Below are 24,439 nucleotides of genomic sequence, written 5' to 3' on the forward strand. Positions count from 1 at the left end.
GGATCAATGTCCCGCGCGCGACCGTTCGATGAGCGCCTGCCAGGCGGCAAGCGTGGGCTGCCGGGCCAGATCGTCATAATCGAGCCGCGTCCCGGCAAGCTGTGAAAGCGGCGGCATCAGGCGCATGAGGGCAAGCGAATGAAGCCCGCGGCCGAACAGGTTGTCCCCCGGTTCGATATCGCGCACCTCATCATCCAGAACCCTGGCGAGAAGGGCCTTGAGTTCCGTCATCATCGTTTTCGCTTCCAGCATGGCACCCGCCGCGATTACCGGTTCATTCATCGAAATGATCGTGAACGCCGCTGGCGCCGCGACGCCAGTAACCGGAAGCGCGAGTCCATTTGGGGTTGGCGCCGAACTCCTCGACCAGAAGGGCGCGAACCTCCTTTGCGGTCCTCGATTCGCAGGCGACCCAGCTGAAGAAGTCGCCCTTCGGCAGCTCCAGCTTGCGCAGCGCGCCCGCCAATGCATCGTGATCGGTTCCGTTTTCCGTCTTTTGCGTTACCCAGACAATCGAGGCGTCCGCCTTCGTCGTAAGTTCCAGCCGATCCGCATCCGTCTCGACCTCGATCAGCGCCACGACACGGGTACCCTCGGGCATTTCCTCCAGCCGCCGCGCCAGCGCGGGAAGGCCGGTATCGTCGGTAATCAGCAGATGCCAGTCATAGGTGAAGGGAACGGTGAAGGAGCCGCGTGGACCGGCGATCCATGCCTTGTCACCCACCTTTGCGGCTTTCGCCCAGTTGCTGGCGGGGCCGTCATGATGGGTGGCGAAATCGATGGCGAGTTCGCCTTTTTCGGCATCGAAGCTGCGCGGCGTGTAGTCGCGCGCCAGCGGGCGCGGCGCGCCTTCCGGGAATTCAATGCCGTTCGGGCCGATCACCGGCAGGCTCGGTTCGGTTTCGCCGGGCTGGGGGAAGAACATCTTGACGTGGTCGTCAAAACCGAGGCTCGCAAAGCCCTCCAGTTCCGGTCCGGTCAGGACGATGCGGACCATGGACCGGCTGAGCTTTTCGACGCGCGCGACATTGAGCGCGCGCAGCGCGACGGCGTGGCGATGGCGTTTGGGAGTGCGATCCGGTGTTGCGGAACCTATCGTTTCTGGCATGCTCATGCTGTTGTCTTTCCTGGGATATTGCCGATGGGGTCGGCGGTGTCGCAGTCCCGGATCGGCGGGCCGGACAATCGCGCGTCGGGATTTTTCCGGCACGCGATCCGGCGTCGTTGCGTCAAGATGCGCGAACCATAACAGGCGGTTTCCGCTGTCGCAATATAACTTTCTTCAAAAACTCAAGTTTATATCGCTGCGGATTCAAACTGCATTGCCGCCGACTGATCAGCGGCGACCGGCCCAGCTTTCGACCTCGTCCAACGTGTGCAAGGCGCTCGGAATGGAAGGCGTCGTGACCCTGGTGGAATCGAGGAAGACGATCCTTTTCTCGCGCGCCGGTTTTACGAAACGCTCCCAGCCGGGAATGATCTTTTCAAGTGCAGCGCGCGTTCCTGCCTCGCCGCGGACGGGGCTGGTATAGCTGTTCATCACGACAAGCAGATCGGGATTGAGCTTGCCGAAGGCATCGGCGCTGAGCGGCATCACCAGGGTCGAGCCCATTCCGCCCGAAGAGGCGGCGCTGTCGATTTTCAGCCGGGCATATCCCAGATCCTCCAGCGCCTGCACCGCGCCGGACATGTCGCCCACCGCATTGATCTGGTCGGTCAGCAGGATCGCCAGATAGGTCTTGCCTTTCGCCTCTTCGCCCAGCGCCTTTTTGACCGCGGCAAGCCTGGTGTCATAGGTCTTATGGCGCTCGGCGTAGACGTCGCTTCGCCCGACCAGAGCGGCAAGATCCTCCTCCACGCTGAAGCCATAGGCTTTGCCGGCGCTTGCCTTTTGCAGATAGACGGGTGCGACGGTGGAAAGCTGCGCGGCCTTGCCACTGTCCATTTCGGTGGCAACGATCAGGTCCGGTTGCAGCGCCCGCAGCTTTTCAAGGTCGATCTGGCCGACGGCGCCGAAACCTTTCGGTTTTGCGTGGCCTTCACCCAGAACCGTATCGATGAAATCGACGGCGGTTGCGAATTTGCCGTCGCTGTTGCGGCCATAGGCGCCGACCACATTGGCGCCGAGATCCATCAGCGGCACTCCCAAGAGCGGCTCGTGCATGACGACGATGCGTCGCGGCTTTTCCGGAACGGAGACGCTGCGGCCGGCGGCATCGGTTACACTGCGCTCGGCGGCGAGGCTTGTTCCGGCGGCCAGAATGGCGGCGATGAGGATGGCAATTCGCATGGCATTCCCTTTATTCGATATCTTCAGTGGCTGTTGGTTCTGCGCAGCGCCTGCAGGCGCAGCGTGAGGATGAAAAGCGGCACGCCGATCAGCGTCAGCGCAAGGCCGATCGGCATCGGCGTATCGGCCACCAGCCCGCGCGACAGCGTATCGGCGGTTACCACCAGAATACCGCCGGTGAGACCCGAGAGGAAAAGTCTGGCGCGGCCGACTGCCGGCGAAACGAAGGTGGCGAGATGTGGGGCGATGACGCCGAGAAAAGTCAAAGGACCGACAGCCGTGACGGAAGCGGCGCTGAGGATCACCGCAAAAACAATGACGAGCGGGCGCGAATGCCTGACCGTTTCGCCAAGCGCCATGGCCATTTCATTGCCGAGATCGAAAACGGCGAGCGCCCGGCCGATGAGAAAAATACCCAAAAGACTTGCACCGAAGAGGGGCGCGAAAACGAGGATGGTCGGCCAGCTTGCCTGAAACAGCGAACCCGCCATCCAGTCCGCCAGGGCCAGCGAGGTTTCGGCCGGCGTATAGAGCAGAAGCACCGATGAGACGGAGGAAAGCGCTGATTCGATTGCGATCCCCATCAGCAATATGGCTAGACCGCTCGAGCGTTCGCGCCCGACGAGCGCGATGAGAAGAAAGGCCACGGCAAGACCGCCGCCGATAGCCGCAAGCGCCACCAGGGTCTTGGCGGCGGCCGGCACCAGCACCAGAAGCAGCATGATGGTGGTCATTGACCCCTGGCTCAGTCCGAAGAGCCCGGGATCGGCCAGCGGATTGCGGGCGACGGATTGCAGCATCGCGCCTGCCAGCGCCACGCTCCAGCCGGCCATGAAACCGAGCAGGATGCGCGGCAGCCGCACCGTCCACAGCGCATAGGCCTGATCGTCGCTGAGATGCCCGCCGGCGAGGCCGCGGAGTAGATCGATGAGGCCGGTTTCGGTATTGCCGAGGCTGGCGGACAGGGCGGCGAGCACCAGCACCAGCGCAATCAAGACAAGGCCGGCTTTCAGATTGCCGATGCCGATCTGCAGGCCGCTTGGCAGCCGCAGCACCGCTTTGCCGTCGGTGGCGAAATGCCGCTTCATGAAAGCCCCCTTGCCGAGGGCGAAAGATAGAAGCGTTTGACGATGACGATGAAAACGAGGCCTCCAAGCAGGTCCATGAACAGCCCGGTATTGACCACATAGGGCGCAAACAGGGTTTGCGCGCCAAGATCGGCCAGCACGCAGAGGCCTGCCCCGACAAGGGCGGACGCCGGCAAGGCGAGCGTGAAATTCACACCCACCAGCGGCCTGATCATATGCGGCACGATGAGGCCGACGAAACCGATCGGGCCGCAGATCGCCACCGCCGAGCCTGAGGCCAGCATGGTGGCAAAAAGCGCGATCCGGGAAATGCGCGTGACATTCACACCGGCGGAAGCGGCCTTTTCCGCGCCCAGCAGAACAAGCGTCAGCGGCCGGGCGACCGCCCACAATATCACCAGCGCAATGGCGCCGATCCACCAGAAATCGAACAGGCGCTCGGCATAGACGTGGTTGATATTGCCACCCACCCAGCTCAGGAATTCGGCGCGCCGCGTGGGGTTGGAGAGAAGCAGGGCATTCGTCACGCCGATCAGCAGCATCGAAACCAGCGCGCCGGAAAGGATGAGCGACAGGCCGCGCGGATCGTTTGATCGTCCGGCGAGGCGCGCGACGAAAAAGCAGGCGGCAAAGCCGAAACCGGCGCCCGCGAGCGCCACAAGCCCCTGCACCTCGGGAGAGAAATCGAACACCAGTGCGCCGGCGATCACAAAAAGCGTCGCCCCGGCATTCAGCCCCAGCGTGGAGGGCGAGGCGAGGGGATTGCGGACAAGCCCCTGCAGCACGCAGCCGCTGACGGCGGTGGTGGCGCCCACATAAATCGCAATCAGCGACCGCGGGATTTGCTGATAGAGAAGCACCGACTGCTGATAGGTATCGGCCTCGCCACGCCAGAGCGTCGCCGCGATTTCGGCAAGCGGCATCGCGGCAGCCATCACCACCAGATTGAAGATGAGGATGGCGGCCAGCAGCAGCGCGGCGGCAAAAATCAGCGTTATTTTAGAGGTCATGCCGGAATGGCCTGTTCCTGCCGCTCCAGCCGGGGCACGCAGATGAGCCGTCCCTGACGGGAGAAGATATCGGCTTCGAGATCGAAGACCTCGGTGACATTGGCTGATGTGACCGTACTCGTCACCGGCCCGGACGCCAGAACCCGCCCGGCCTTCAGCATGATGACATCATCGGCGAAAGTGGCGGCGAGGTTGAGATCGTGCAGCACGACGATAACCGTCTTGCCGTGCCTGTCGCTCAGTTCGCGCACGAGGCCGAGAACGGCATATTGGTACTTCATGTCGAGATGGTTGACCGGCTCGTCCATCAGGATCACGTCCGTGTCCTGCGCCAGCACCATGGCGATGAAGGCGCGCTGGCGCTGGCCGCCGGACAGCGTGTTGACCTGTGCTTTCGCCTTGTCTTCCAGCCCGACGGTCTTCAGCGCCTCGGCAAAAAGCGCCCGGTCGCGTTCGGTCGGGCCGCCTGCAAGACCGTAACGGGCGTAACCGGCAAGCTCGATCAGCTCGCCAAGCGTCATATAGTCAGGGCAATGGCATTCCTGCGGCAGATAGGCGATGCGGCGGGCGAGGTCCCGGCGTCCGATCTCGCCGATCAAACGCTCGCCCAGGCTTATCCTGCCTGATGACAAAGGCAGGAAACCCATGATGGTCTTCAACAGCGTCGACTTGCCGCAGCCATTGGGGCCGACCAGCGCGGTAACGCGACCGGCTCGGAAGCGGGCGGACAGTCCTCTCAAGACGGGAACATGGCCATAACTGGCGTGAAGGTCCGTGGCGTCAAGCACCGGATACAACTCCTGTTATTCATGCGGCCATGCGTCGAGACGCCGCACGGCCGTTATAACTATTTGAATTTAAACATCGAACTAGCAGAAAACGTGTTTCTTTCCGGCAAGGGCGATGGTGTGGTCTTGAAGCGACACTAAACTATAGTAAAACTCTCCACAAATCGAAATTTGCCGATTCAGGGCGTGAATTTCTTACCGGTTATTTCAGTCGAGGTGCATCATGTCAGTCGCGACCAAGCTTCATGTCGGCATGTCGCTGGCCCCAACCTGGCTCAGCGGCGAGGCGTGGCGGCGTGCCGACAGCGGTATAAACGGGGTGTTTTCCAGCGATTATTTCGTCGATCTGGCGCAGCGTGCGGAGGCCGCGCATGTGGATTTCGTGTTTAGGCCGGATACGCTTTTCCTGCGCACCGAGGGGCTGGAAACCGGCGGCGGATTTGCCAGCATGGACCCAACCATGCTTCTTTCCGCCATCGCCCGGGAAACCAGCCATGTCGGCCTGTTATCCACCGTATCGACCACGTTTCTGCCGCCCTATGTGGTCGCCCGCCAGATACAGTCGCTGAACTGGCTGAGCAGCGGCAGGGCGGGGTGGAACATCGTTACGGCGTTGGAGGGGCACGAAAATTTCGGCCTGAGAGAGATGCCTTCACCGCAGGAGCGCTATGAGCGCGCCGCCGAATTCACGCAGGTCGTACAGCAGCTCTGGGCGAGTTTTCCAAACGAAGCTCTTAAACTCGACAGGGAAAGCGGGCGGTTCGCCGATTCCTCGCTGGTGCATCCGGTCGCGCATGAGGGCAGGCATTTCAGTGTCAAAGGCCCGCTCAACCTGCCGGCCCATGCCAGCCGTATTCCGCTGGTGCAGGCGGGCGCTTCGCCCGAAGGCCGTGATTTCGCCTCGTCGGTGGCGGACGCCGTCTTTGCCTCAACGCCGGATATGCAGGCTGCCATCGAGCTCCGGGCGGATTTGCGGCGGCGTGCTGAGGGCCATGGCCGCAACCCCGACGGTGTGAAGCTGATGCCGGGCCTCAGCCTTTATCTGGCGGATAGCGGCAAGGAGGCGCTGGAGCTCTTTGCGGAAACCCATGCCCGCGCCAACCGCGGCCGCGCCGTTGCCTCCATCCGCGATATGACCGGCCTCGATCTTTCGGACTGGCCATTGCAGCGGGTCGTGACTGCATCTGACCTGCCGCCGCCACCGGAGACACCGAGAAGCCGTACCCACGCAAATCTGCTGCGCCGGCTGATCGAACGGGAGACGCTGAGCGTCGCCGATTTGCTGCGACGGCCAGAGGTGATGGGTTCCGGCCATTGGCAGATCATCGGCACGGTTGACGATGCTTTCGAGACCATCCGCGAATGGGCGGCGGCCGGCGCCTGTGACGGTTTTGTCGCGGTGCCCGGCGGTTCGGTGGCATCCATGCGGCTGGTGCTGGAGCGGTTGCTGCCGAAACTCGCCGATGCCGGGCTGTTCCGCACGGCCTATTCCGGCTGCACCTTCGCGGAACATCTGGCCGAATAGGCTTATGCGCCGCCGGATTCGGCCGTCGCCTGTCTGGCCGCCTCGATCAGTCGGGAAAAATGCTGTTCGGCCTCGGCGTTGGCCACGAAGGATACGGTGGTGACGACGCAACAGAGTTCGCCCTGGGCGTCAAAGACCGGCGCGGCCTTGCCCGTCAGGGCGGAGAACAGATGTTCATTGAGTTCCGCACCACCCACCTCGCGAATGGTTTCCAGAACTCTGGCATCCGGGCGGGAGCCACGAAAGGCCGCCGGTTGCAGCTTGCGCACCGCGGCTATCCTCTCCGGCGGCAGGTAAGACTGGAAGACCAGCCCGCAGGCGCTGTTATCCAGCGGCAGAACATCGCCGAGCGCCACGGTGCTGATGGAAAAACTGGCGCTTCTTGCCCATCGCACCACGGTCGGGCCGCGTTCGGTCCAGATCGCCACGCCGCAACTGGCGCCGATTTGGGCGGCGAGCGCTTTCATCTGGCGACCGGCGGTTTCGACCGGATTGATTCGCCGGAGCGCACTGATGCCGATCCCCAGCGCCGCCGGTCCAAGATCGTAACTGCCGCTTGCGGGGTCCTGCGTCACCAGTCCCTCCCGCACCAGGCTCTGCATATAACGATGGGCGGTGGAACGGCCGGTGCCGGCGCGTTTGGCCAGTTCGCTAAGCGCAAGCGCCGTATCCGATCTGGCGAGAAGGTTGAGAAAACGCGCCGCGATCGATACGGATTGAATAAGCGCCGAGCGCTTTTCGCCCTCGTTTTCGGGCGCTTCGTCCGCTTCGTCATCCATGGCGTTCAAGCTTGTTCCCCCGTGTATCGAGAAATGCCTAACGCATCCGGGTGAAAATCGGAATCGATTTCTGCGGACTTTTCAGTGGCTTTCATTCGCAACGCCGTGATTGCCGACGAGGCGCTGATTAAACTTTGTTGTAAATATGGCACATCCCGTTACGGAAGCCTTTTTGTCCGCAATACAGAACGCATTCTCTATTGCGAAACGGATAACGCTTCCGTTACTTGAATATGACTTTAATACTCATGTTTTTTAGGGGTGTGTGATGGGGTTTAGCTCTAGCGGTCGTTTGATGAGCGGGGTCAGCGCTCTGACGCTGGCGACGATGTTTGTGACGCCGGTTCTCGGTCAGGATCAGCAGGCTGAGGCGGCGGGCACGACCGTGTTGAAACCGATCGTCGTGACCGGTGAAAAAGTGGCGCGCGACATGAAGAACACGGCTTCGTCCGTTTCGGTCAAAACCGCCGAGGAAATCAGGAAGGAAAAGACCGGCGACCCGACCGTGTCGGAAGCGATCAAGGATATCCCGAACATCGTTTATACCGATAATGTCAGCGCTCCCATCATCCGCGGACAGGATACACAGGGACCGAATACCGGCTCCATCGCCTTCTTCACCGGCACGGTGCCGCGCGCCACGATCAATGTCGACGGCCATTATCTCGGTTATAACGAGTTCATCTATGGCGCGAGCTCCATCTGGGATGTCGACAGCATCGAGGTCTTCCGCGGCCCGCAGACCACCTCGCAGGGCGCCAACGCCATCGCCGGCGCGATCCTCGTCAACACCAAGGACCCGACCTTTACGCCTGAGGCTTCCTATCAGGCCGAAATAGGCAATTATCACCAGAAGCGGGCGTCATTTGCCTTTTCCGGACCGTTGATCGAGGATGAGCTGGCGGCGCGCATGGCGATCGATTATTCCGGCCGCGATACCTTCATCGATTATATCAATTCCGCATTTGCCCATGACGGCACCGATCAGGATTTCAAGGAATTCAACGGCCGCTTCAAGCTGCTGTGGGAGCCGTCGGAAATCCCCGGCCTTTCGACGAAGCTGACCTATTCCTATAATGCTTCGAACCGGCCGAGCCAGGAGGCGGCGTCGCGTCCCTTCGAGGATCTCAACCACATCACCACCACGATGCCGAATTTCAGGCAGTACACCAATACCGGCATTCTCGATATCAATTACGATTTCGAGAACGGCGTGAAACTGTTCAACCAGACGCAGTTTTCCGCCTCCACCGCCAAACGCCGGGTTGGTATTGCAAATAACGGCGATGCGGATGTCGATCTCAAGAACACCTCGCACGAAACGCGCGTCACCTTTGGCGATCAAGAGGATGTGCTGAGCGGTGTCGCGGGCATTTATTACGCGCATACGAAAGCCGACGAGGTGCTTTATCTGCGCGGAACATCGCGCTTCAACGACACCAAAGATAATCTCGGCCTCTTCAGCGAGTTGAGCTATCGCCTGACCGACCAGTGGACCCTGACGGGCGGCCTGCGCTACCAGCAGGACCAGATCCAGCGCGCCGGTTACCGGACGCTGAGCGCCACCAGCAGAAGCTCGGTCAATTATGACGAAACCTTCTCGGAAATCCTGCCCAAGGCGTCGCTGGCCTATGCCATCAACGACGACTGGACAGTCGGCGGCCTCGTCAGCCGTGGTTATAACCCCGGCGGCGTCGCATTCGACCTGACCACCAGCAAATGGCGGAGCTTCGACAAGGAAACAATCTGGAACTACGAGCTCTTCACCCGCGCCAGCCTGCTGGACGATACGCTGACGGTGAACGGCAACCTGTTCTACATGGACATGAAGAACGCCCAGTTTAACGTGCCGGTCGTCGTCTCCACGGGTATCAGCGAATCCTACACCGTCAATGCCGAAGAGGCTCATGCTTACGGTCTGGAAATCGGGGCTGATTACCGGGTTCTCGACAATCTGACGCTGAAGGCCAGCGCCGGTCTGCTGAAGACGAAAATCGACGAGATTTCCAGCAACGCCGCCTATGTCGGCAAGGAATTCGCCAAGTCGCCGGGTTACAGCTTCACCATCGGCGCAAGCTGGGATGTGACGGACAAGTTCACCGTTTCAGGCCAGGTGCGCCATCTCGACGGTTATTATTCCGACACGGACAACAAGGCCGTTTATGCGATCGATCCCTATACGATCGCGGATGTGCGGGCGAGCTACAAGTTCCAGGACGAGCTTGAGTTCTACGCCTACGTCAAGAACGTCTTCGATGAGCGCGCCCCGACGCTGATGAAGGAAAACCGCGGCATTGGCGGCATCGAGGCCAGCATGACCGAACCGCGCATGTTCGGCATCGGCGTGCGCGGCACGTTCTGAGCCGTCACCTGAGTTGAAAAGCAAAAGGCCTTCGAAGCGATCTTCGAAGGCCTTTTTTTGATGCAGAATCCTTCACACTCGCCGTCATCCTCGGGCTTGTCCCGAGGATCCAACCACGTAGCGTTAGATCAATCGGTTGCAGATGCTCGGGACAGGCCCGAGCATGACGAAGGAGAGGTTTCAGGCCTCTGTAAAACCTAACTCCTCGACGCCGAGAAAGCCTCAGAAAAACGCCTGAATGCCCGTCTGCGCCCGGCCGAGGATAAGCGCGTGGACGTCGTGCGTGCCCTCATAGGTATTGACCGTTTCGAGGTTCTGGGCGTGGCGCATCACATGGTATTCGATCTGGATGCCGTTACCGCCATGCATGTCGCGGGCCTGGCGGGCGATATCCAGCGCCTTGCCGCAATTGTTGCGCTTGATGATGGAGATCATTTCCGGCGCCATTTTATGCTCGTCCATCAGCCGGCCGACGCGCAAGGAAGCCTGAAGGCCGAGAGCGATCTCGGTCTGCATGTCGGCGAGCTTCTTCTGGTAAAGCTGCATGCCGGCCAGCGGCTTGCCGAACTGCTTGCGGTCGAGACCATATTGCAGGGCGCGGAACCAGCAATCTTCGGCAGCACCCATCACACCCCAGGAAATGCCGTAACGGGCGCGGTTGAGGCAGCCGAACGGGCCTTTCAGGCCTGAAACATTGGGCAACAGCGCGTCTTCGCCCACTTCCACACCATCCATGACGATTTCGCCAGTAATGGAGGCGCGCAGCGAAAGCTTGCCGCCGATCTTCGGGGCGGAAAGACCCTTCATGCCCTTTTCCAGCACGAAGCCCCTGATCTGGTTGTCATGGGCTTCCGATTTCGCCCAGACGACGAAGACATCGGCGATCGGCGCGTTGGAAATCCACATCTTCGAACCGCGCAGGCGATAGCCGCCGGCGATCTTTTCAGCACGGGTCTTCATGCCGCCGGGATCGGAGCCGGCATCCGGCTCGGTCAGGCCGAAACAGCCGATCAATTCGCCGGAAACGAGGCCGGGCAGGTATTTCTTCTTCTGCTCGTCCGAGCCATAAGCGAAGATCGGGTGGATGACGAGCGAGGACTGCACGCTCATCATCGAGCGGTAACCGCTGTCGATCCGCTCCACCTCGCGGGCGACGAGGCCATAGGCGACGTAGCTCGCATTGGCCGCGCCATATTCTTCCGGAAGCGTAATGCCGAGAAGGCCGGTCCGGCCCATCAGGCGGAACAGTTCCGGTTCGGTGGTCTCAGAAAGATAGGCCTCGGAGACACGCGGCAAAAGTTCCGACTTGCCGAAGGCGGCGGCGGCGTCGCGGATCATCCGCTCGTCATCGGTCAGTTGGTCTTCGAGCAGAAAAGGGTCCTGCCAATTGAATGCTGCGTGTTCGCTCACTTTATGCCTCCGGATTTGCTGGCCGGATTATTCGTATCGAAGCCCGCCCGCACAAGCCATGTTTACTCATTTTTGCATTACATATAGTAATGGCTCATGACGTCTCTCAGCCGCAAACTCCTGCCGTCCACCAGTGCGCTTGCCGCCTTTGATTCCGTTGCCCGGCTCGGCAGCTTTTCCGCTGCCGCGGAGGAGCTCGCCCTCACGCAAGGGGCGATCAGCCGGCAGGTTATGTCACTGGAAGAACAGCTTGGCGTGCGCCTGTTCGAACGCGGCGCGCGCGGCGTGGCGTTGACGACCGAGGGGCGCGCTTATGCGAAATCGATTGCCTCCGCCCTCGGCGAGATACGGTCTGCATCGCTGCAGATCATGACCAAAACGCATGGCAATACGCTGAACCTTGCCATGCTGCCCACCTTCGGCACCCGCTGGCTTTTGCCGCGTATCCCGGATTTCGTCGCAAACCACCCCGAAATCACCATCAATTTCGCCACCCGCATCGGGCAATTCGATTTCGAGCGCGAGCAGCTGGATATGGCGATCCATATCGGCCAGGCGGACTGGCCGGGGGCGGAAAGCACCTTTCTGATGCATGAAATGGTTGCGCCGGTGTGCAGCCCGCAATTCCTCAGCGCTCATCCCGTCGAAAAGGGAGAGGACATCGCCGCCCTGCCGTTGCTGCACATGGCCTCGCGGCCGGGAGCGTGGGGCCATTGGTTCGAAAGCCTCGGCCTGTCGCTTGCCTTGCCGCAAGGCATGCGCTTCGAGCAGTTTTCCAGCGTGGCGCAGGCCTGTATAGCCGGCCTCGGCGTGGCGCTGATGCCGCTTTTCCTGATCGATAACGAGCTGAAATCGAAGCAACTGGTAAAAGCCTTCGATCATCAGGCCAAAAGTCCAAGCTCCTATTATGCGGTAGCGCCGCTCTCGCGCGCCAATCACGTTCCGGTCGTGCTTTTTCGCGACTGGCTGGTGCGGCAGGTTGAGGCCTATCGTGCGGCGAGCATGACAGCCTCATAAAAATAATCGCACTTTTTTTCGGGCATTTAGACTTTATGCCCAGGTTTTCGCCGTGTTTTGCCGTCTTGCGGACTCGACAGGAGAGCTTAGCTGGACTATCGTGATTAAACGTTTAATCAGCCCCTTCGGACCATCATGGCGTCTTCACGGCCTGCCACCAATCTGAGCGCGATAGCAGCGGCACTCGGCGTGTCGGTGGCAACCGTGTCCAATGCGCTCTCCGGCAAGGGTCGTGTTTCGCCTGAACTGGTGGAGCGCATCCGCAAGACCGCAAGCGAACTTGGTTATGTGCCGAGTTCGGCGGGCAGGGCGCTGCGCACCGGCAAAAGCGGTGTTCTCGGGCTGGTTCTGCCCGATATCGCCAATCCTCTCTTCCCGCAGATCGCGCAGGCCATCGAAAAGGCGGCCGTTAATGCCGGTTACGGCGTGCTGATTGCCGACTCGCGCGGTGAGATCGCCATGCAGACGGATGCCATCAACCGGCTGATCGAGCGTGGGGTGGACGGCATGGTCATCGTTCCTCGCCGTGGCACGCGCATCGCCGATGTCGATTGCCCTGTCGCGGTGATCGACAGCCCCTCGACGCCTGGCAACACGGTCGCCGCCGACCATTGGGATGGCGGCCGGCAGGTTGGCGAATATCTGGCGGGTCTTGGCCATCGCAAGGTGGCGCTGGTGGGCAAGAACCGGGATTCCAATGTGCAGAACGACCGCCTCGGCGGTATCCGCGACGGTCTCGGCAAGGCCTGCATGACACAGACGCTCTGGATAGACGGCATCGAAAAGACCGGCGGCGCGGGCTGCCGGCTCGGGCTTGCCGAAAAAGTTGCCGAGGGTTTTACCGCCTTTGCCGCCGTTTCCGACCTGCATGCGTTGCGCGCGCTCACCGAATTGCAGCGCGAGGGCATCGATGTGCCGGAGGAGGCCAGTGTCACCGGCTTCGACGATCTCATTTTTTCGGCCGTGGTCACCCCGCCTTTGACGACGATGCGGATGGATATGGGCCGTATCGCCGATCTTGCCGTCGGGGCGTTGCTGCGGGCGATTGACGGTGCCGGCGAAGGCGGCGTCGCCGTCGATGTCACCGCGGATATAACGAAAGTACCGATGGCGCTGATCATGCGCGGCTCCACCGGCGAAAAAAAGCATGATGCGATTGAAGCCAAAAACACGACAGCAGGAGAACTCACACCATGAAAAAAATCATTCTTGCATCGGGCACCGCCCTGATGCTGACGATGGGCGCCGCGCAGGCGCAGGACAAGACGCTGACGATCTCGGTCTACGCCTTCGCGCAGGACGAATTCAAGGAATTGGTCTATACGCCGTTCGAGAAGCAATGCGGCTGCAAGCTGGTCGTCGAGACCGGCAACAGTGTCGAGCGGCTGGCCAAGATGGAGGCCAACAAGGCCAATCCGGTGGTCGATCTCGCCATCGTCTCCATGGCGGATGCGCTCTCCGCCACCCGCAAGGACCTGATCCAGAAGATCGATGCCGCCAAGGTGCCGAATATCGGCAAGCTCTATGACATCGCCAAGGATCCGAATGGCGACGGCATGAGCGTCGGCGTCAATTTCTACGCCACGTCAATCGTTTACCGCACAGACAAGATGAAGATCGATAGCTGGGCCGATCTTTTGAAGGACGGTATCGTTGACCACGTCGCTTTCCCGAATGTCACTACCAATCAGGGCCCGCCGGCGCTTTACATGCTGGGCAAGGCCATCGGCAAGGATACGCCTGATCTCTCCGGCGCTATCGAAGCCGTGGGCGAAAAGAAGGACGATCTCGTCACGTTCTACGTGAAATCGTCGCAGCTGGTGCAGCTCATGCAGCAGGAAGAAATCTGGGCCGCCCCCATCGGCCGCTTCTCCTGGGCGCCCTTTACCAAGCTCGATCTGCCGCTTGCCTGGGCAACCCCCAAGGAAGGCCAGACCGGCGGCATGAACGTGCTCGTGGTGCCGAAGGGCACGAAGAACGAAGATCTGGCGCTGCAGTTCATGGATTTCTGGCTCTCGACCGACGTTCAGAAGGCGCTGGCCGAAAAGCTCGTGGACAGCCCGACCAACAAGGAAGTCAAGGTGTCCGACGAGGTGGCGAACAACATCACCTATGGCGACGAAACCGCAAAAAGCCTGCAGCTCATTCCTTCCGCCGTGACGCTCGACAACCGTGACAAGTGGCTGTCGGAGTGGAACGCCAAGGTCGGCCAGTAAGTCCTTATCAAGGTTTGGAATGGGGCATTTAAAACGTCCGAAAGGGCGGCTCCATTCCCGGAAAAGCGGTTTGGTCGTCCCCTGACCGCTTTTCCACCTCTCAATTCCGCAAGCTGGCCATGACCGCTTGCAGTAACAATCGGCCGCGGGCCGTTCGGGGAATAAAGCGATGTTTCAGAACCGGGCCGAAGCGCTGGCGCTTGCATTGCCCGCCGCTATTTTCGCGGCGGCGGTCTTTCTTGTGCCGGTCTTCATGCTCCTGTCGGAAGGCTTTCACACCACTGACGGCTGGACATTGTCCGCTTACGCCGATTTCTTCTCCGATCCGCTGAACAGGGCGGTTTTCCTGCGCACCCTGAAGCTTGGCGCGCTCGTCACCATTGTATCTGCGGTGGTGGGTTATGCGGCGGCTTTCGCCATCGTCAATCTGTCGCAGGGCGCGAAAGGACATGTCGTCAATCTGGTCGTCTTGCCGCTGATGATCTCGCCGGTTGCCCGCACCTATGCCTGGATCGTCATTCTCGGCAGAACCGGCATCGTCAACCAGGCGCTTCAGGCGGTAGGACTGAGCGATGCGCCGATCCGTATACTGTTTTCCGAAACGGCTGTTTTCATCGGCCTTCTGCAATTGTTCCTGCCATTGATGATCATTTCCCTCATCAGTGCGCTGGAGAATATGCCCAAGGATACGATCGCAGCCGCCCGCGTTCTCGGCGCAAACTGGCTGCAGGTGTTCTGGAAGGTCATCCTGCCGCTCACCAAGGAGGGGCTTGTTGTCGGCGGCACGCTGGTCTTCACCGGTTCGCTCACGGCCTATATCACGCCGGCCATTCTCGGCGGCTCCAAGGTGCTGATGCTGGAAACCCTGCTCTATCAGCAGGTGACGGTCTCCAACAATTTCGTCGCCGCCAGCGTCATCGCCTTCATCCTGATCGTCATGAGCTTTGCCGCCAATATCCTGCTGAAGCGCATCGCCACCGCAAGGAACAAGAAATGACCCGGCAGCTCTTCATTCCGCTCACGCTCCTGCTCGTTGTCGGCTTTCTGATCGGGCCGTTCCTCATCATCGTTGCGGCCTCGTTTTCGGCCGGCGACACGCTCGCCTTTCCGCCGCAGGGCTTTTCACTGAAATGGATCGCGAAGGTCTTCACCGTCGAAAGTTTCCGTGAAAGCTTCGCGATGTCGATGTTCCTCGCCATTGGCGGCACATTCACGGCGCTCGTCCTCGGTATTCCCGCTTCCTACGCCATGTCGCGCTACAAGCTGCCCTTTGCGGAAACCGTGCGCACGATCGTTTCGGCGCCGATCATCGTGCCGGGTATCATCGTCGGTCTGGCACTGCTGCGCTATTTCGTCGTTCCCTTCGGCATCGGCATCACGCTTGCCCTGTTTCTCGCGCACACGGCGCTCATCCTGCCCTATGCGGTACGGGTGGTTTCGGCCAGCCTCAACAATCTGCGTTCGGATATCGAGGAGGCGGCGGTGCTGCTCGGCTCGTCGCGGTTTGGCGCATTTTTCCGTGTGGTGCTGCCCAATATTCGCGGCGGCATCCTGTCGGCCTTCATCCTCGGTTTCGTGACGAGTTTCAATCAGGTGCCCGTGTCGCTGTTCCTGTCGGGTCCGGGCGTGCGCACGCTGCCCATCGACATGCTGGGCTACATGGAAATCGTCTTCGATCCGTCTGTCGCTGCACTCTCATCGCTGCTCGCCTTCCTTTCCATCGGCATCGTCTTCCTGGCCGAACGTTTTCTGGGGTTCTCCCGTTATGTCTGACGCAAATTACCTTTCGCTCCAAAAAGTCTCGCTCGCCTACGGCAACAGCATCGCCGTCAAGGATCTCGACCTCGATATCCGCAAGGGTGAACTTCTCGCGCTGCTCGGTCCTTCCGGCTGTGGCAAGACCACCACGATGCGCGCCATTGCCGGGCTGATGCCGGTGGCGGGCGGGCGCATCGATCTCGACGGCGCCGATATCACCCGCGTCGCCGCCAACAAGCGCGCCGTCGGGCTGGTGTTTCAGTCCTATGCGCTGTTTCCTCACCTGACGGTTTACGAAAACGTCGCATTCGGCCTGAAACTCAAGGGCATGAACGGCAAGGCGCTTGATGACAAGGTCGCCTCCGGTCTGAAGTCCGTGGGATTGTCGAACTTCGCATCGCGCAAGCCGGCCGAGCTTTCCGGCGGCCAGCAGCAGCGCGTGGCGCTGGCGCGCTCCATGGTCATGGAGCCGAAGGTGCTGCTGCTCGATGAGCCGCTCTCCAACCTTGATGCGCGCCTCAGGCTTGAAATGCGCACCGAATTGCAGCGCGTGCAGAAGGAAACCGGTGTGACGATGATCTTCGTCACCCATGACCAGATCGAGGCGCTCGCACTGGCCGACCGTATTGTCGTCATGAAGGGCGGCAAGATTGAGCAGATCGGTACACCGGAAGAGATCTATAATGCGCCGGTTTCCGCCTTCGTGGCGGATTTCGTCGGCTTTGAAAACATCTTCGCGCTGGAAGGCGGCGCGTTGAAAACCGAAAACGGCACAACACCGCTTACCGGACCAGTCCCTTCAGCATCTGGACTGGCCTGGCGGCCGCGCATGGTCACCCTTGGTTCAGGTCCTTTCCAGGGAACCGTGCGCGGCACATCCTTTGCCGGAAATACCCGTGAGTACCTGCTGGATACGCTGCTTGGTCCCATCAAGGCGGAGACCGATGCTGCGCTGACCGCCCATACGATCGGTGATACGCTCGCCTTCGACCTTCCGGTCGAAAAGGCGGCAAGCCTCAAGGTGTTTGGCTGATCATGGGTGTGTGGATCGATACCGATATGGGCTTTGACGATATCGCCGCCATCATGGTGGTGCAATCGGCAGGCCTTGCCATAGACGGCATTTCGCTGGTCTTCGGCAATGCGACGCTGGATGTTGTCTGCAGCAACGCCGCAGGCGCGGTCGCCGCCTTCGGCTGGTCCATGCCCCTCCATCAGGGCCGTGCCAAACCCGTCCTTGGCGCGCTCGAAACCGCACAATGCATTCTGGGTAACAGCGGCATTCCGACCGTCGGCCGTAGCCTGCCGGATGCGCCCGCTCTGCCGCAAAGCGACGCTTTCACTGCGCTGTGCGGCTGGCTTGAGGGGGCAGGCGAAAAGCGCATCCTCGCGCTCGGCCCGCTTACCAATATCGCCGCCCTTTGCCTTGCCCGGCCCGATCTTGCCGCGAAAATTTCCGATCTGACCTGGATGGGTGGCGGCGTGACGAGCGGCAACCACACCGCATCTGCCGAATTCAACGCCTTTGCCGATCCGGAAGCGCTGGCCATCGTGCTTTCTCACGGCCTGCCGCTGCGCATGGTCGATCTGGACGCCTGCCGCAAGGTCACCGCCTCGCCAGCCGATGTGCTGCCGATCCGAAATGCTGGCGGCAAAAACGCCGGCCTGATTGCCGACCTGCTGGAAGGTTTCATCGGCATCGCCACGAGACGCGGCAGACCGGCCATGGCGCTTTACGATCCCGTTGCCGCTGTCGGCTTCACCTCCGAGCTGCTTGGCTGGCGCTATACGCGGATCGATGTCGAGCTTCACGCGGCGCTAACGCGCGGGCGAACGGTGGTTGAGCCGCGCGCCGACAAGGTTGCCGCCTTCAACGCGCATTTCGCCGACACCGTGAATGCCGAAGCGGCAAAGGCTGCGGTTCTCGAGGCGTTGCGCCGCGAGGCTGCCCGATGAGTGCACAATCCCCGATACGCGAGCCGGTCGATCTCAACGACGATGCGCTGCGCGCCCGCGCGGTTGCCGCTGCGCGCGGCGATGCGGCTTTCGATGTTCTCATTACCGGCGGAACGCTGGTGGATGTGGTGACGGGGGAGCTTCGCGCCGCTGATATCGGCATTGTCGGTCCGCTAATTGCCAGCGTTCACGAACCGGCAAGCCGCAGCGATGCTGCGCAGCTCGTCGACGCGTTGGGCGCCTTTGTCTCGCCCGGCCTGATCGACACGCATATGCACATCGAAAGCTCGATGATAACGCCCGCTGCCTATGCGGCAGCCGTGGTTGCCCGCGGCGTCACCACTATCGTCTGGGACCCGCATGAATTCGGCAATGTCCATGGTGTCGAAGGGGTGCGCTGGGCGGCGAAATCCATCGAAAACCTGCCGCTGCGCGCCATTCTGCTTGCACCCTCTTCAGTGCCATCAGCACCGGGGCTGGAGCGCGGCGGCGCTGATTTCGATGCCGGAATTCTCGCTGATATCCTGTCATGGCCGCAGATTGGCGGGGTTGCGGAAATCATGAACATGCGCGGCGTCATCGACCGCGATCCGCGCATGAGCGGCATCGTACAGGCCGGTCTCGTCTCGGAAAAGCTGATCTGTGGCCATGCGCGCGGCCTGAAGGACGCCGATCTCAACGCCTTCATGGTGGCCGGTGTTTCTTCCGATCACGAGCTGGTCTCGGCTGAAGACCTGATGGCGAAGCTTCGGGCGGGGTTGACCATCGAGCTGCGCGGCTCGCACGATCATCTGCTGCCGGAATTTGTGGAGGCGCTGAATGCGCTCGGCCACCTGCCGCAGACGCTGACGCTCTGCACTGACGATGTTTTCCCGGACGATCTGTTGCGGGGCGGCGGGCTGGATGATGTGGTGCGCCGCCTTGTCCGTTATGGCCTGAAACCGGAATGGGCGCTGCGCGCCGCAACACTGAATGCTGCGCAAAGGCTTGGCCGTGCCGATCTCGGCCTCATCGCCGCCGGTCGCCGCGCCGATATCGTCGTCTTCGAGGATTTGAGTGGTTTTTCAACCCGTCATGTCTTGGCCGGTGGCAGGGCGGTTGCGGAAGCCGGGCATATGCTCGTCGACATTCCAGCCTGCGATGCGACGGCGCTCGAAGGCTCGATGAAGCTGCCGCTGCGCGCAGCCCATGATTTCAGGGTTGCCTGCGAGGGCGCAAGGGTGCGCCTTGCCACCATCGACCGCCCACGCTTCACGCAATGGGGCGAGGCGGAAGCCGAGGTGAAGGATGGTTTTGTCGTTCCCCCCGAAGGCGCCACGATGATTTCCGTCACCCACCGCCACGGCAAGGCCGAGCCAATTACCAGGACCGGCTTCCTTACCGGCTGGGGACGCTGGAACGGCGCCTTCGCCACCACCGTCTCGCATGACAGCCACAACCTCACTGTCGTCGGCGGTAATGCCGAAGACATGGCGCTGGCCGCCAATGCGGTGATTGCGACAGGCGGCGGCATGGCTGTCGCCTCTGAGGGTAAGGTGACCGCGCTTCTACCCCTGGCGCTCTCCGGCCTCGTTTCCGATGCGCCGCTTGAAGACGTAGCACAGGCTTTCGAGGAATTGCGCGCCGCTGTCGGCAAGGTGGTCGAATGGCAACCGCCCTATCTCGTTTTCAAGGCCTGTTTCGGTGCCACGCTCGCCTGCAATATCGGTCCTCACCAGACGGATATGGGCATTGCCGATGTGCTTACGGGACGGGTGATGGAAAGCCCGGTGCTTGCGGTTCTCGAATAGCGGCGGTTCGCATCTGCGGGCTGCGATTTATTCCACCTTGGGCCCGTCAGGCGTCTGTGTTTCACGCGCGGCAATGCGCGCTGCCATCACGAAATTCTTCACCACGGGCGATGTCGTTCCGCGCCGATAGGCGAGCGATATGGAAAGCTGTGGCGGCGGACCGCTGGAGGGCAGCAGGACGATGTTGTGCATTTTGACTTGTGCGACGGATTCCGGAACGAGGGAAACCCCGAGTTCGGCCGCGACCAGCGACAATATCGAGACGATTTGCGGTGCAGCCGGCCCGAGACGCGGCGTGAATCCAGCCTCCTCGCAGGCTTTTATCGATGCATCGTGAAGGCTGGTGCCGATGCTGCGTGGCGTCAGAATGAAAGGGTCGTCGCGCAGTTCCATCAGGTCTATGGCGGTTCCGCGCCGCGCGAGTGGATGGGATGCCGGCAGGGCGACCAGAAGCGGTTCGTCAGTGAGCACTTCCTCGAGCAACGTATCAGGGTCGGATTGTGAGGGGCGCAGCAGCGCCACGTCCAGCCGATCTTCAAGTAGGGCCGGCGTCAGTGCGAGAGCAGCTGCCTCCATCACCTGAAGTTCTACGTCAGGGTATTTGCGTCTGTAAGTGCGGATGCAGGCCGGAACCAGAGGGTTGAGCGCCGCCGTGCCGGTAACGCCTATTCTCAGGATACCGGTTTCACCGGCCGCCGCCCTGCGTGCAAGCCGGATACCTTCGCTCACCTGATGCGGAATATGGGTCACCGCGATGCGAAACGCATGACCCGCCGGCGTTAGTTCCGCGCCATGCGCGAGACGCCGGAATAGCCGCACGCCGATTTCCTGTTCCAGAACCTTTATCTGCTGGCTGAGCGGCGGCTGCGCGATTCCCAGATGTTCTGCCGCCCGCGTAAAACTGCCTTCATTGGCGATGGCCAGAAAATAGCGGATGTGCCTGAGTTCCATGATATTAGATCCAGATATGACAGGAACGCATTCCATATATTAGAATGAAAGACGGAGCTGCGCTATAGCTGGGAGCGAAAAGGACAAACCCGATGCGCCAGCTCAAAAAACAGGATTTCGCCCCGCCGATCGTCATGACGGAGGAGCCGCCGGATGTGCTCTGGATCCGGCAGGGAAGCCGCCAGTTTCGCCGGGCGAGTTGGGCGCTCTTTCTGGCCGGCTTCGCCAGCTTTTCGCTGATTTATTGCGTGCAGCCGCTGCTGCCGGAATTTCCGGCGGAATTCGGCATAAACCCCGCAACCGCATCGCTCGCCCTGTCGCTGACGACGGGAACGCTGGCCTTCGCCATTCTTCTCAGCGGTGCTTTTGCCCAGCTCTTCACCCGCCGAAATCTGATGTTCGTTTCGATGATGCTGGCCGCTATCGCCAATATCATTGCAGCAAGCACGGAAGGTTGGGCATGGCTGCTTGCCGCCCGCGCGCTGGAAGGGTTCGTGCTCGGCGGCGTTCCCGCCGTCGCCATGGCTTATCTTGCCGAGGAGATCGAACCTTCCAGTCTCGGCAAGGCGATGGGGCTTTATGTCGGCGGCACGGCCTTCGGCTCCATGGCCGGGCGTGTCGGCATGGGGCTGGTGTCCGCCTATACGTCCTGGCAGGTCGCAATGTATGCGCTGGGGGCGGTCTGCATCCTTGCGGCCATCGGCTTCCTGCTGCTTCTTCCGCCCTCGCGGAATTTCCGGCCGCAGCACATGCCGCTGAAAAATCATCTGAGAATATGGGCGCAACATCTTGGAAATCCTGAACTTCGGCGGTTCTATTTCCTTGGCGCGATGCTGACGAGCGTGTTCACCACCGTTTTCAACTATTGCGCCTTTCGCCTCGTCGCGCCGCCTTACGAATTGGGCCGCACCGCCGTCAGCATGATCTTCCTGACCTTTGCCCTGGGTATCGTCGCTTCCTCCTATGGCGGTGCTCTGGTCGACCGGTTCAGCCGGCGGATCATGCTGGTGGTTGCCTTTTCCACCATCCTTGCCGGTATCCTGCTGACCTTCGCCTCAAGCATCATCCTCATCGTGGCGGGGATTGCGGCGATAACCGTCGGATTTTTCATTGGGCATTCGGCTGCCAGCAGTGGTGTGGGTGCCAATGCGGGAGGCGCCAAAAGCCATGCTTCCGCGCTTTATCTGCTGTTTTATTATTGCGGAGCGAGCATCACCGGTTGGATCGGTGGCTGGTTCTGGATCCATGCCGGCTGGCCCGGCATCATGGCGATCACCGCCGGCTGCGCGCTTGCCGGAATTTTCGCCAGCCTTGCCGGTCCGAGCGCGCGGCGCGTCTGAGCGGCCATCGCCGATGCATCCGGCCGTTTTTACTCCGCCGCCAGTTCCTGCTCCACCAGTGTTGCCCAGAAAGCGACGCCGGGAACGATTGCCGCGTCGTTGAAGTCGTAGGAGGTGTTGTGGTGCAGCGCGCCATCCACCGCGGGGCCGTTGCCGAGCCAGACGTAGCAGCCGGGGGCCTCGCCCGCGAAAAAGGCGAAGTCGTCGCCGGCGGTCGAGGGCGGGAAGGCGGTGCGGGATTTGTTGCCGAAGACGGTCTTGGCGGCTCGGAGCGCCCGTTTCGTCGCATCGGCATCGTTGATGACGGGCGGAATGCGGCGGATGAATTCATAGCTTGCCTCGATGCCGAACATCGCCGCCGTACCCTTGGCGAGCCTGCCGATTTCCGTTTCAAGCTGGCTGCGCACCTCAGGCGCGTAGGCGCGTGCGGTGCCGCCGATTTCGACGAGATCGGGAATGACGTTGAGCGCCTTGGGGTCACCCGCCTGCACCGAGCAGGCGCTGACGACGGCAGGTTGCAGCGGATCGACGACGCGGCCGACGATGGTTTGCAGCGAAGCGAGGAAGGTGCCCGCCGCCGTTACCGGATCGCGGCCGAGATGCGGCTTGGCGCCATGGGTGCCGATGCCCTTGAAGGTGACGCGCCAGCTGTCGGACGAGGCCAGCTGTGGGCCTTCCACCACGGCCATCTCGTCGAGCCCAAGCCCCGGCATATTGTGCAGGCCATAGACCGCATCGCATGGGAACAGCGTGAAAAGCCCGTCCTCCACCATTTTCTTCGCGCCGCCTCGGCCTTCTTCGGCCGGCTGGAAGATGAAATGCACGGTGCCTGAGAAGTCGCGGGTCTTTGCGAGGTAACGCGCGGCGCCAAGCAGCATGGCGGTGTGGCCGTCATGTCCGCAGGCATGCATCTTGCCGGGAAATTTCGATTTATAGGGCCGGTCGGGCACCTCAGGCATGGCAAGCGCATCCATATCGGCGCGCAGGCCAATGCGGCGGGTGCCATTACCCACCTGCAGCGTGCCGACCACACCGGTGCCGCCAAGACCGCGATGTACCTTCAGCCCGGCGCGCTCGAGAAGATCGGCGACGATGGCGCTGGTTCTCTCCTCTTCGAAACCCAGTTCCGGATGCGCGTGCAGATCATGACGAAGCTCCGTCAGGAATGGCAGATCCTCGCCGATGCGATCCAGCAGTCTCATGGGAAGCTTGTCCTTGAATATGGGAAAAACCCGCGTCATAGGTGGGTTTGTCCGAATGCCTGTTGCTTTGTTTCCGTTCTAGCGGAAAAAGCCAATGAAATGAACCCGCCGCGTATTCGCGGTTGTTGAAATGCCTGATGCGCCGAACGGGATCGGCGCGGCCGAAAACCGCGTCCGCCTTGCGCGATCCCGATCCTGAAAGGAAAACCGATGCCGCCATCCGCATCGCCCGCCGCCCATTCTCCCGCCGCGCCGCATGAGTTCTGGCAGGATATTCTTCCGCCGGCCACCTTCGGTACGGCGGGTCCGCATTCCAGCTTTTTTCCGGCGGAACTGGATGATGGAAGGCAGATCTGCCTGCCCGTCCGGCCGCTTGCGGATGGGGAGCACGCGCTGGCATCGCTCATCGTCAATCAGGCGTCGTTCGCGGTGCTGGAGGCGCTGGCCGCCGATCTCGCCGCCAAGCTCGCGCCCTTCAATCCGGATGTCGTTATCGGCCTGCCGACGCTGGGCTTGACGCTCGCCGCCGCCGTTGCCCGGCATCTCGGCCATTCCCGTTACGTGCCGCTCGGCACCTCGCGCAAATTCTGGTATCTGGAGGAACTGTCGGTGCCGATGTCCTCCATCACCACCCGGCAGGAAAAACGGCTCTATATCGATCCCCGCATGCTGCCGCTCATCGAAAACAGGCGGGTGGCGCTGGTGGATGATGTGATCTCCAGCGGCAGCTCCATCGTATCAGGTCTTGCGCTTCTCGCCGCCTCCGGCATCCGGCCCGCTGTCATCGGTGCGGCCATGCTGCAATCGGATCGCTGGCGGGAAAAAATCGCCGCTTTCGGGCCGGAATGGCCGGAGCGGGTGAGGGGCGTTTTCGCCACGCCGCTGCTCACCAAAGCGGAAGACGGCTGGCGCGCCTGACGAAGCGCAAATTCCGGCAAAAGGCAAGTGGTGATAATT

The 24,439-nt window shown here is 61.3% G+C and carries 22 protein-coding genes; 12 read left to right on the top strand and 10 right to left on the bottom strand.

The genetic code is table 11. From position 1 onward, the window contains the following. Nucleotides 1-3: 3 nt before the first annotated feature. The 6 genes from MRBLRC7O_RS21175 to MRBLRC7O_RS21200 all read right to left on the bottom strand — a co-directional run bounded on the left by MRBLRC7O_RS21175 (nucleotide 4) and on the right by MRBLRC7O_RS21200 (nucleotide 5,185). Nucleotides 4-282, bottom strand: a complete 279-nt coding sequence (locus MRBLRC7O_RS21175) for a phosphopantetheine-binding protein (protein ID WP_020809014.1) — start codon at nucleotides 280-282, stop codon at nucleotides 4-6. After that, nucleotides 275-1,114 carry a siderophore-interacting protein gene (locus tag MRBLRC7O_RS21180; protein WP_020809013.1) on the bottom strand — a complete coding sequence of 280 codons (840 nt, stop codon included), beginning with the start codon at nucleotides 1,112-1,114 and terminating at the stop codon, nucleotides 275-277. The genes MRBLRC7O_RS21175 and MRBLRC7O_RS21180 overlap by 8 nt, the downstream gene beginning before the upstream one ends. 222 nt (nucleotides 1,115-1,336) lie before the next feature. Continuing rightward, nucleotides 1,337-2,290 carry an ABC transporter substrate-binding protein gene (locus tag MRBLRC7O_RS21185; RefSeq protein WP_020809012.1) on the bottom strand — a complete coding sequence of 318 codons (954 nt, stop codon included), beginning with the start codon at nucleotides 2,288-2,290 and terminating at the stop codon, nucleotides 1,337-1,339. 23 nt (nucleotides 2,291-2,313) lie between these two features. Continuing rightward, nucleotides 2,314-3,378: a FecCD family ABC transporter permease gene (locus MRBLRC7O_RS21190; protein ID WP_020809011.1), complete on the bottom strand. Its 1,065-nt coding sequence runs from the start codon at nucleotides 3,376-3,378 to the stop codon at nucleotides 2,314-2,316. Beyond that, entirely contained in the window at nucleotides 3,375-4,388 is a 1,014-nt protein-coding gene (locus MRBLRC7O_RS21195; RefSeq protein WP_367727605.1) for a FecCD family ABC transporter permease, read from the bottom strand. Before MRBLRC7O_RS21195 ends, MRBLRC7O_RS21190 begins: the two co-directional genes overlap by 4 nt. Then, on the bottom strand, nucleotides 4,385-5,185 hold the full coding sequence (locus MRBLRC7O_RS21200; protein ID WP_367727606.1) for an ABC transporter ATP-binding protein: 801 nt from the start codon (nucleotides 5,183-5,185) through the stop codon (nucleotides 4,385-4,387). Before MRBLRC7O_RS21200 ends, MRBLRC7O_RS21195 begins: the two co-directional genes overlap by 4 nt. Nucleotides 5,186-5,399: 214 nt before the next feature. Between MRBLRC7O_RS21200 and MRBLRC7O_RS21205 the strand changes: the two genes are divergently transcribed. Continuing rightward, a complete protein-coding gene (locus MRBLRC7O_RS21205; protein WP_020809008.1) occupies nucleotides 5,400-6,701 on the top strand; it encodes an NtaA/DmoA family FMN-dependent monooxygenase in 1,302 nt (433 codons plus the stop codon). A gap of 2 nt (nucleotides 6,702-6,703) precedes the next feature. Here MRBLRC7O_RS21205 and MRBLRC7O_RS21210 read toward each other — a convergent pair whose 3' ends face one another. Continuing rightward, nucleotides 6,704-7,480, bottom strand: a complete 777-nt coding sequence (locus MRBLRC7O_RS21210) for an IclR family transcriptional regulator (protein WP_020809007.1) — start codon at nucleotides 7,478-7,480, stop codon at nucleotides 6,704-6,706. Nucleotides 7,481-7,775: 295 nt separating this feature from the next. On the opposite strand from MRBLRC7O_RS21210, the gene MRBLRC7O_RS21215 reads away from it, so the two are divergent. Beyond that, nucleotides 7,776-9,842 (top strand): TonB-dependent receptor, encoded by a 2,067-nt coding sequence (locus tag MRBLRC7O_RS21215; protein ID WP_077998773.1) that lies wholly within the window; start codon nucleotides 7,776-7,778, stop codon nucleotides 9,840-9,842. Between the two features lie 222 nt (nucleotides 9,843-10,064). Here MRBLRC7O_RS21215 and MRBLRC7O_RS21220 read toward each other — a convergent pair whose 3' ends face one another. Continuing rightward, nucleotides 10,065-11,252 (bottom strand): acyl-CoA dehydrogenase, encoded by a 1,188-nt coding sequence (locus MRBLRC7O_RS21220; protein ID WP_020809005.1) that lies wholly within the window; start codon nucleotides 11,250-11,252, stop codon nucleotides 10,065-10,067. Between the two features lie 96 nt (nucleotides 11,253-11,348). Between MRBLRC7O_RS21220 and MRBLRC7O_RS21225 the strand changes: the two genes are divergently transcribed. From MRBLRC7O_RS21225 to MRBLRC7O_RS21260, 8 genes are all read left to right on the top strand, one after another. Continuing rightward, nucleotides 11,349-12,269, top strand: a complete 921-nt coding sequence (locus tag MRBLRC7O_RS21225) for a LysR family transcriptional regulator (RefSeq protein WP_020809004.1) — start codon at nucleotides 11,349-11,351, stop codon at nucleotides 12,267-12,269. A gap of 135 nt (nucleotides 12,270-12,404) precedes the next feature. Next, on the top strand, nucleotides 12,405-13,466 hold the full coding sequence (locus MRBLRC7O_RS21230) for a LacI family DNA-binding transcriptional regulator (protein ID WP_080864557.1): 1,062 nt from the start codon (nucleotides 12,405-12,407) through the stop codon (nucleotides 13,464-13,466). Further along, nucleotides 13,463-14,485 (top strand): ABC transporter substrate-binding protein, encoded by a 1,023-nt coding sequence (locus MRBLRC7O_RS21235; RefSeq protein WP_020809003.1) that lies wholly within the window; start codon nucleotides 13,463-13,465, stop codon nucleotides 14,483-14,485. The genes MRBLRC7O_RS21230 and MRBLRC7O_RS21235 overlap by 4 nt, the downstream gene beginning before the upstream one ends. Before the next feature lie 169 nt (nucleotides 14,486-14,654). Then, a complete protein-coding gene (locus MRBLRC7O_RS21240; protein ID WP_003504739.1) occupies nucleotides 14,655-15,482 on the top strand; it encodes an ABC transporter permease in 828 nt (275 codons plus the stop codon). Further along, on the top strand, nucleotides 15,479-16,258 hold the full coding sequence (locus MRBLRC7O_RS21245; RefSeq protein WP_003504740.1) for an ABC transporter permease: 780 nt from the start codon (nucleotides 15,479-15,481) through the stop codon (nucleotides 16,256-16,258). Before MRBLRC7O_RS21240 ends, MRBLRC7O_RS21245 begins: the two co-directional genes overlap by 4 nt. Next, the gene (locus MRBLRC7O_RS21250) at nucleotides 16,251-17,276 is read left to right on the top strand and encodes an ABC transporter ATP-binding protein (RefSeq protein ID WP_003504741.1); all 1,026 of its coding nucleotides are present in this window, start codon (nucleotides 16,251-16,253) and stop codon (nucleotides 17,274-17,276) included. The genes MRBLRC7O_RS21245 and MRBLRC7O_RS21250 overlap by 8 nt, the downstream gene beginning before the upstream one ends. A 2-nt stretch (nucleotides 17,277-17,278) precedes the next feature. Then, nucleotides 17,279-18,199, top strand: a complete 921-nt coding sequence (locus MRBLRC7O_RS21255; RefSeq protein ID WP_020810852.1) for a nucleoside hydrolase — start codon at nucleotides 17,279-17,281, stop codon at nucleotides 18,197-18,199. Continuing rightward, nucleotides 18,196-19,989 (top strand): adenine deaminase, encoded by a 1,794-nt coding sequence (locus MRBLRC7O_RS21260; RefSeq protein WP_020810853.1) that lies wholly within the window; start codon nucleotides 18,196-18,198, stop codon nucleotides 19,987-19,989. Before MRBLRC7O_RS21255 ends, MRBLRC7O_RS21260 begins: the two co-directional genes overlap by 4 nt. A 27-nt stretch (nucleotides 19,990-20,016) precedes the next feature. On the opposite strand, the gene MRBLRC7O_RS21265 is transcribed toward MRBLRC7O_RS21260, so the two are convergent. Continuing rightward, nucleotides 20,017-20,940 (bottom strand): LysR family transcriptional regulator, encoded by a 924-nt coding sequence (locus tag MRBLRC7O_RS21265; protein WP_003504744.1) that lies wholly within the window; start codon nucleotides 20,938-20,940, stop codon nucleotides 20,017-20,019. Between the two features lie 92 nt (nucleotides 20,941-21,032). On the opposite strand from MRBLRC7O_RS21265, the gene MRBLRC7O_RS21270 reads away from it, so the two are divergent. Next, a complete protein-coding gene (locus MRBLRC7O_RS21270) occupies nucleotides 21,033-22,280 on the top strand; it encodes an MFS transporter (RefSeq protein WP_003504745.1) in 1,248 nt (415 codons plus the stop codon). Between the two features lie 29 nt (nucleotides 22,281-22,309). Here the strand turns inward: MRBLRC7O_RS21270 and MRBLRC7O_RS21275 are convergent, their stop codons facing one another. Beyond that, nucleotides 22,310-23,482 carry a M20 aminoacylase family protein gene (locus MRBLRC7O_RS21275; RefSeq protein ID WP_367727607.1) on the bottom strand — a complete coding sequence of 391 codons (1,173 nt, stop codon included), beginning with the start codon at nucleotides 23,480-23,482 and terminating at the stop codon, nucleotides 22,310-22,312. A 210-nt stretch (nucleotides 23,483-23,692) separates the two neighbouring features. Between MRBLRC7O_RS21275 and MRBLRC7O_RS21280 the strand changes: the two genes are divergently transcribed. Beyond that, nucleotides 23,693-24,400, top strand: a complete 708-nt coding sequence (locus MRBLRC7O_RS21280; protein WP_020810855.1) for a phosphoribosyltransferase — start codon at nucleotides 23,693-23,695, stop codon at nucleotides 24,398-24,400. The last annotated feature ends 39 nt before the right edge of the window (nucleotides 24,401-24,439 follow it).

The organism is Agrobacterium radiobacter, assembly GCF_040801995.1.
Classification (GTDB): Bacteria; Pseudomonadota; Alphaproteobacteria; order Rhizobiales; family Rhizobiaceae; genus Agrobacterium; species Agrobacterium radiobacter.

Bases quoted from the DNA above. Each gene is read 5' to 3' on its own strand.
- MRBLRC7O_RS21175 (WP_020809014.1), bottom strand. From the start codon at position 282: ATGAATGAACCGGTAATCGCGGCGGGTGCCATGCTGGAAGCGAAAACG.
- MRBLRC7O_RS21180 (WP_020809013.1), bottom strand. From the start codon at position 1,114: ATGAGCATGCCAGAAACGATAGGTTCCGCAACACCGGATCGCACTCCC.
- MRBLRC7O_RS21185 (WP_020809012.1), bottom strand. From the start codon at position 2,290: ATGCGAATTGCCATCCTCATCGCCGCCATTCTGGCCGCCGGAACAAGC.
- MRBLRC7O_RS21190 (WP_020809011.1), bottom strand. From the start codon at position 3,378: ATGAAGCGGCATTTCGCCACCGACGGCAAAGCGGTGCTGCGGCTGCCA.
- MRBLRC7O_RS21195 (WP_367727605.1), bottom strand. From the start codon at position 4,388: ATGACCTCTAAAATAACGCTGATTTTTGCCGCCGCGCTGCTGCTGGCC.
- MRBLRC7O_RS21205 (WP_020809008.1), top strand. From the start codon at position 5,400: ATGTCAGTCGCGACCAAGCTTCATGTCGGCATGTCGCTGGCCCCAACC.
- MRBLRC7O_RS21210 (WP_020809007.1), bottom strand. From the start codon at position 7,480: ATGGATGACGAAGCGGACGAAGCGCCCGAAAACGAGGGCGAAAAGCGC.
- MRBLRC7O_RS21215 (WP_077998773.1), top strand. From the start codon at position 7,776: ATGAGCGGGGTCAGCGCTCTGACGCTGGCGACGATGTTTGTGACGCCG.
- MRBLRC7O_RS21225 (WP_020809004.1), top strand. From the start codon at position 11,349: ATGACGTCTCTCAGCCGCAAACTCCTGCCGTCCACCAGTGCGCTTGCC.
- MRBLRC7O_RS21230 (WP_080864557.1), top strand. From the start codon at position 12,405: ATGGCGTCTTCACGGCCTGCCACCAATCTGAGCGCGATAGCAGCGGCA.
- MRBLRC7O_RS21235 (WP_020809003.1), top strand. From the start codon at position 13,463: ATGAAAAAAATCATTCTTGCATCGGGCACCGCCCTGATGCTGACGATG.
- MRBLRC7O_RS21240 (WP_003504739.1), top strand. From the start codon at position 14,655: ATGTTTCAGAACCGGGCCGAAGCGCTGGCGCTTGCATTGCCCGCCGCT.
- MRBLRC7O_RS21245 (WP_003504740.1), top strand. From the start codon at position 15,479: ATGACCCGGCAGCTCTTCATTCCGCTCACGCTCCTGCTCGTTGTCGGC.
- MRBLRC7O_RS21250 (WP_003504741.1), top strand. From the start codon at position 16,251: ATGTCTGACGCAAATTACCTTTCGCTCCAAAAAGTCTCGCTCGCCTAC.
- MRBLRC7O_RS21255 (WP_020810852.1), top strand. From the start codon at position 17,279: ATGGGTGTGTGGATCGATACCGATATGGGCTTTGACGATATCGCCGCC.
- MRBLRC7O_RS21260 (WP_020810853.1), top strand. From the start codon at position 18,196: ATGAGTGCACAATCCCCGATACGCGAGCCGGTCGATCTCAACGACGAT.
- MRBLRC7O_RS21265 (WP_003504744.1), bottom strand. From the start codon at position 20,940: ATGGAACTCAGGCACATCCGCTATTTTCTGGCCATCGCCAATGAAGGC.
- MRBLRC7O_RS21270 (WP_003504745.1), top strand. From the start codon at position 21,033: ATGCGCCAGCTCAAAAAACAGGATTTCGCCCCGCCGATCGTCATGACG.
- MRBLRC7O_RS21275 (WP_367727607.1), bottom strand. From the start codon at position 23,482: ATGAGACTGCTGGATCGCATCGGCGAGGATCTGCCATTCCTGACGGAG.
- MRBLRC7O_RS21280 (WP_020810855.1), top strand. From the start codon at position 23,693: ATGCCGCCATCCGCATCGCCCGCCGCCCATTCTCCCGCCGCGCCGCAT.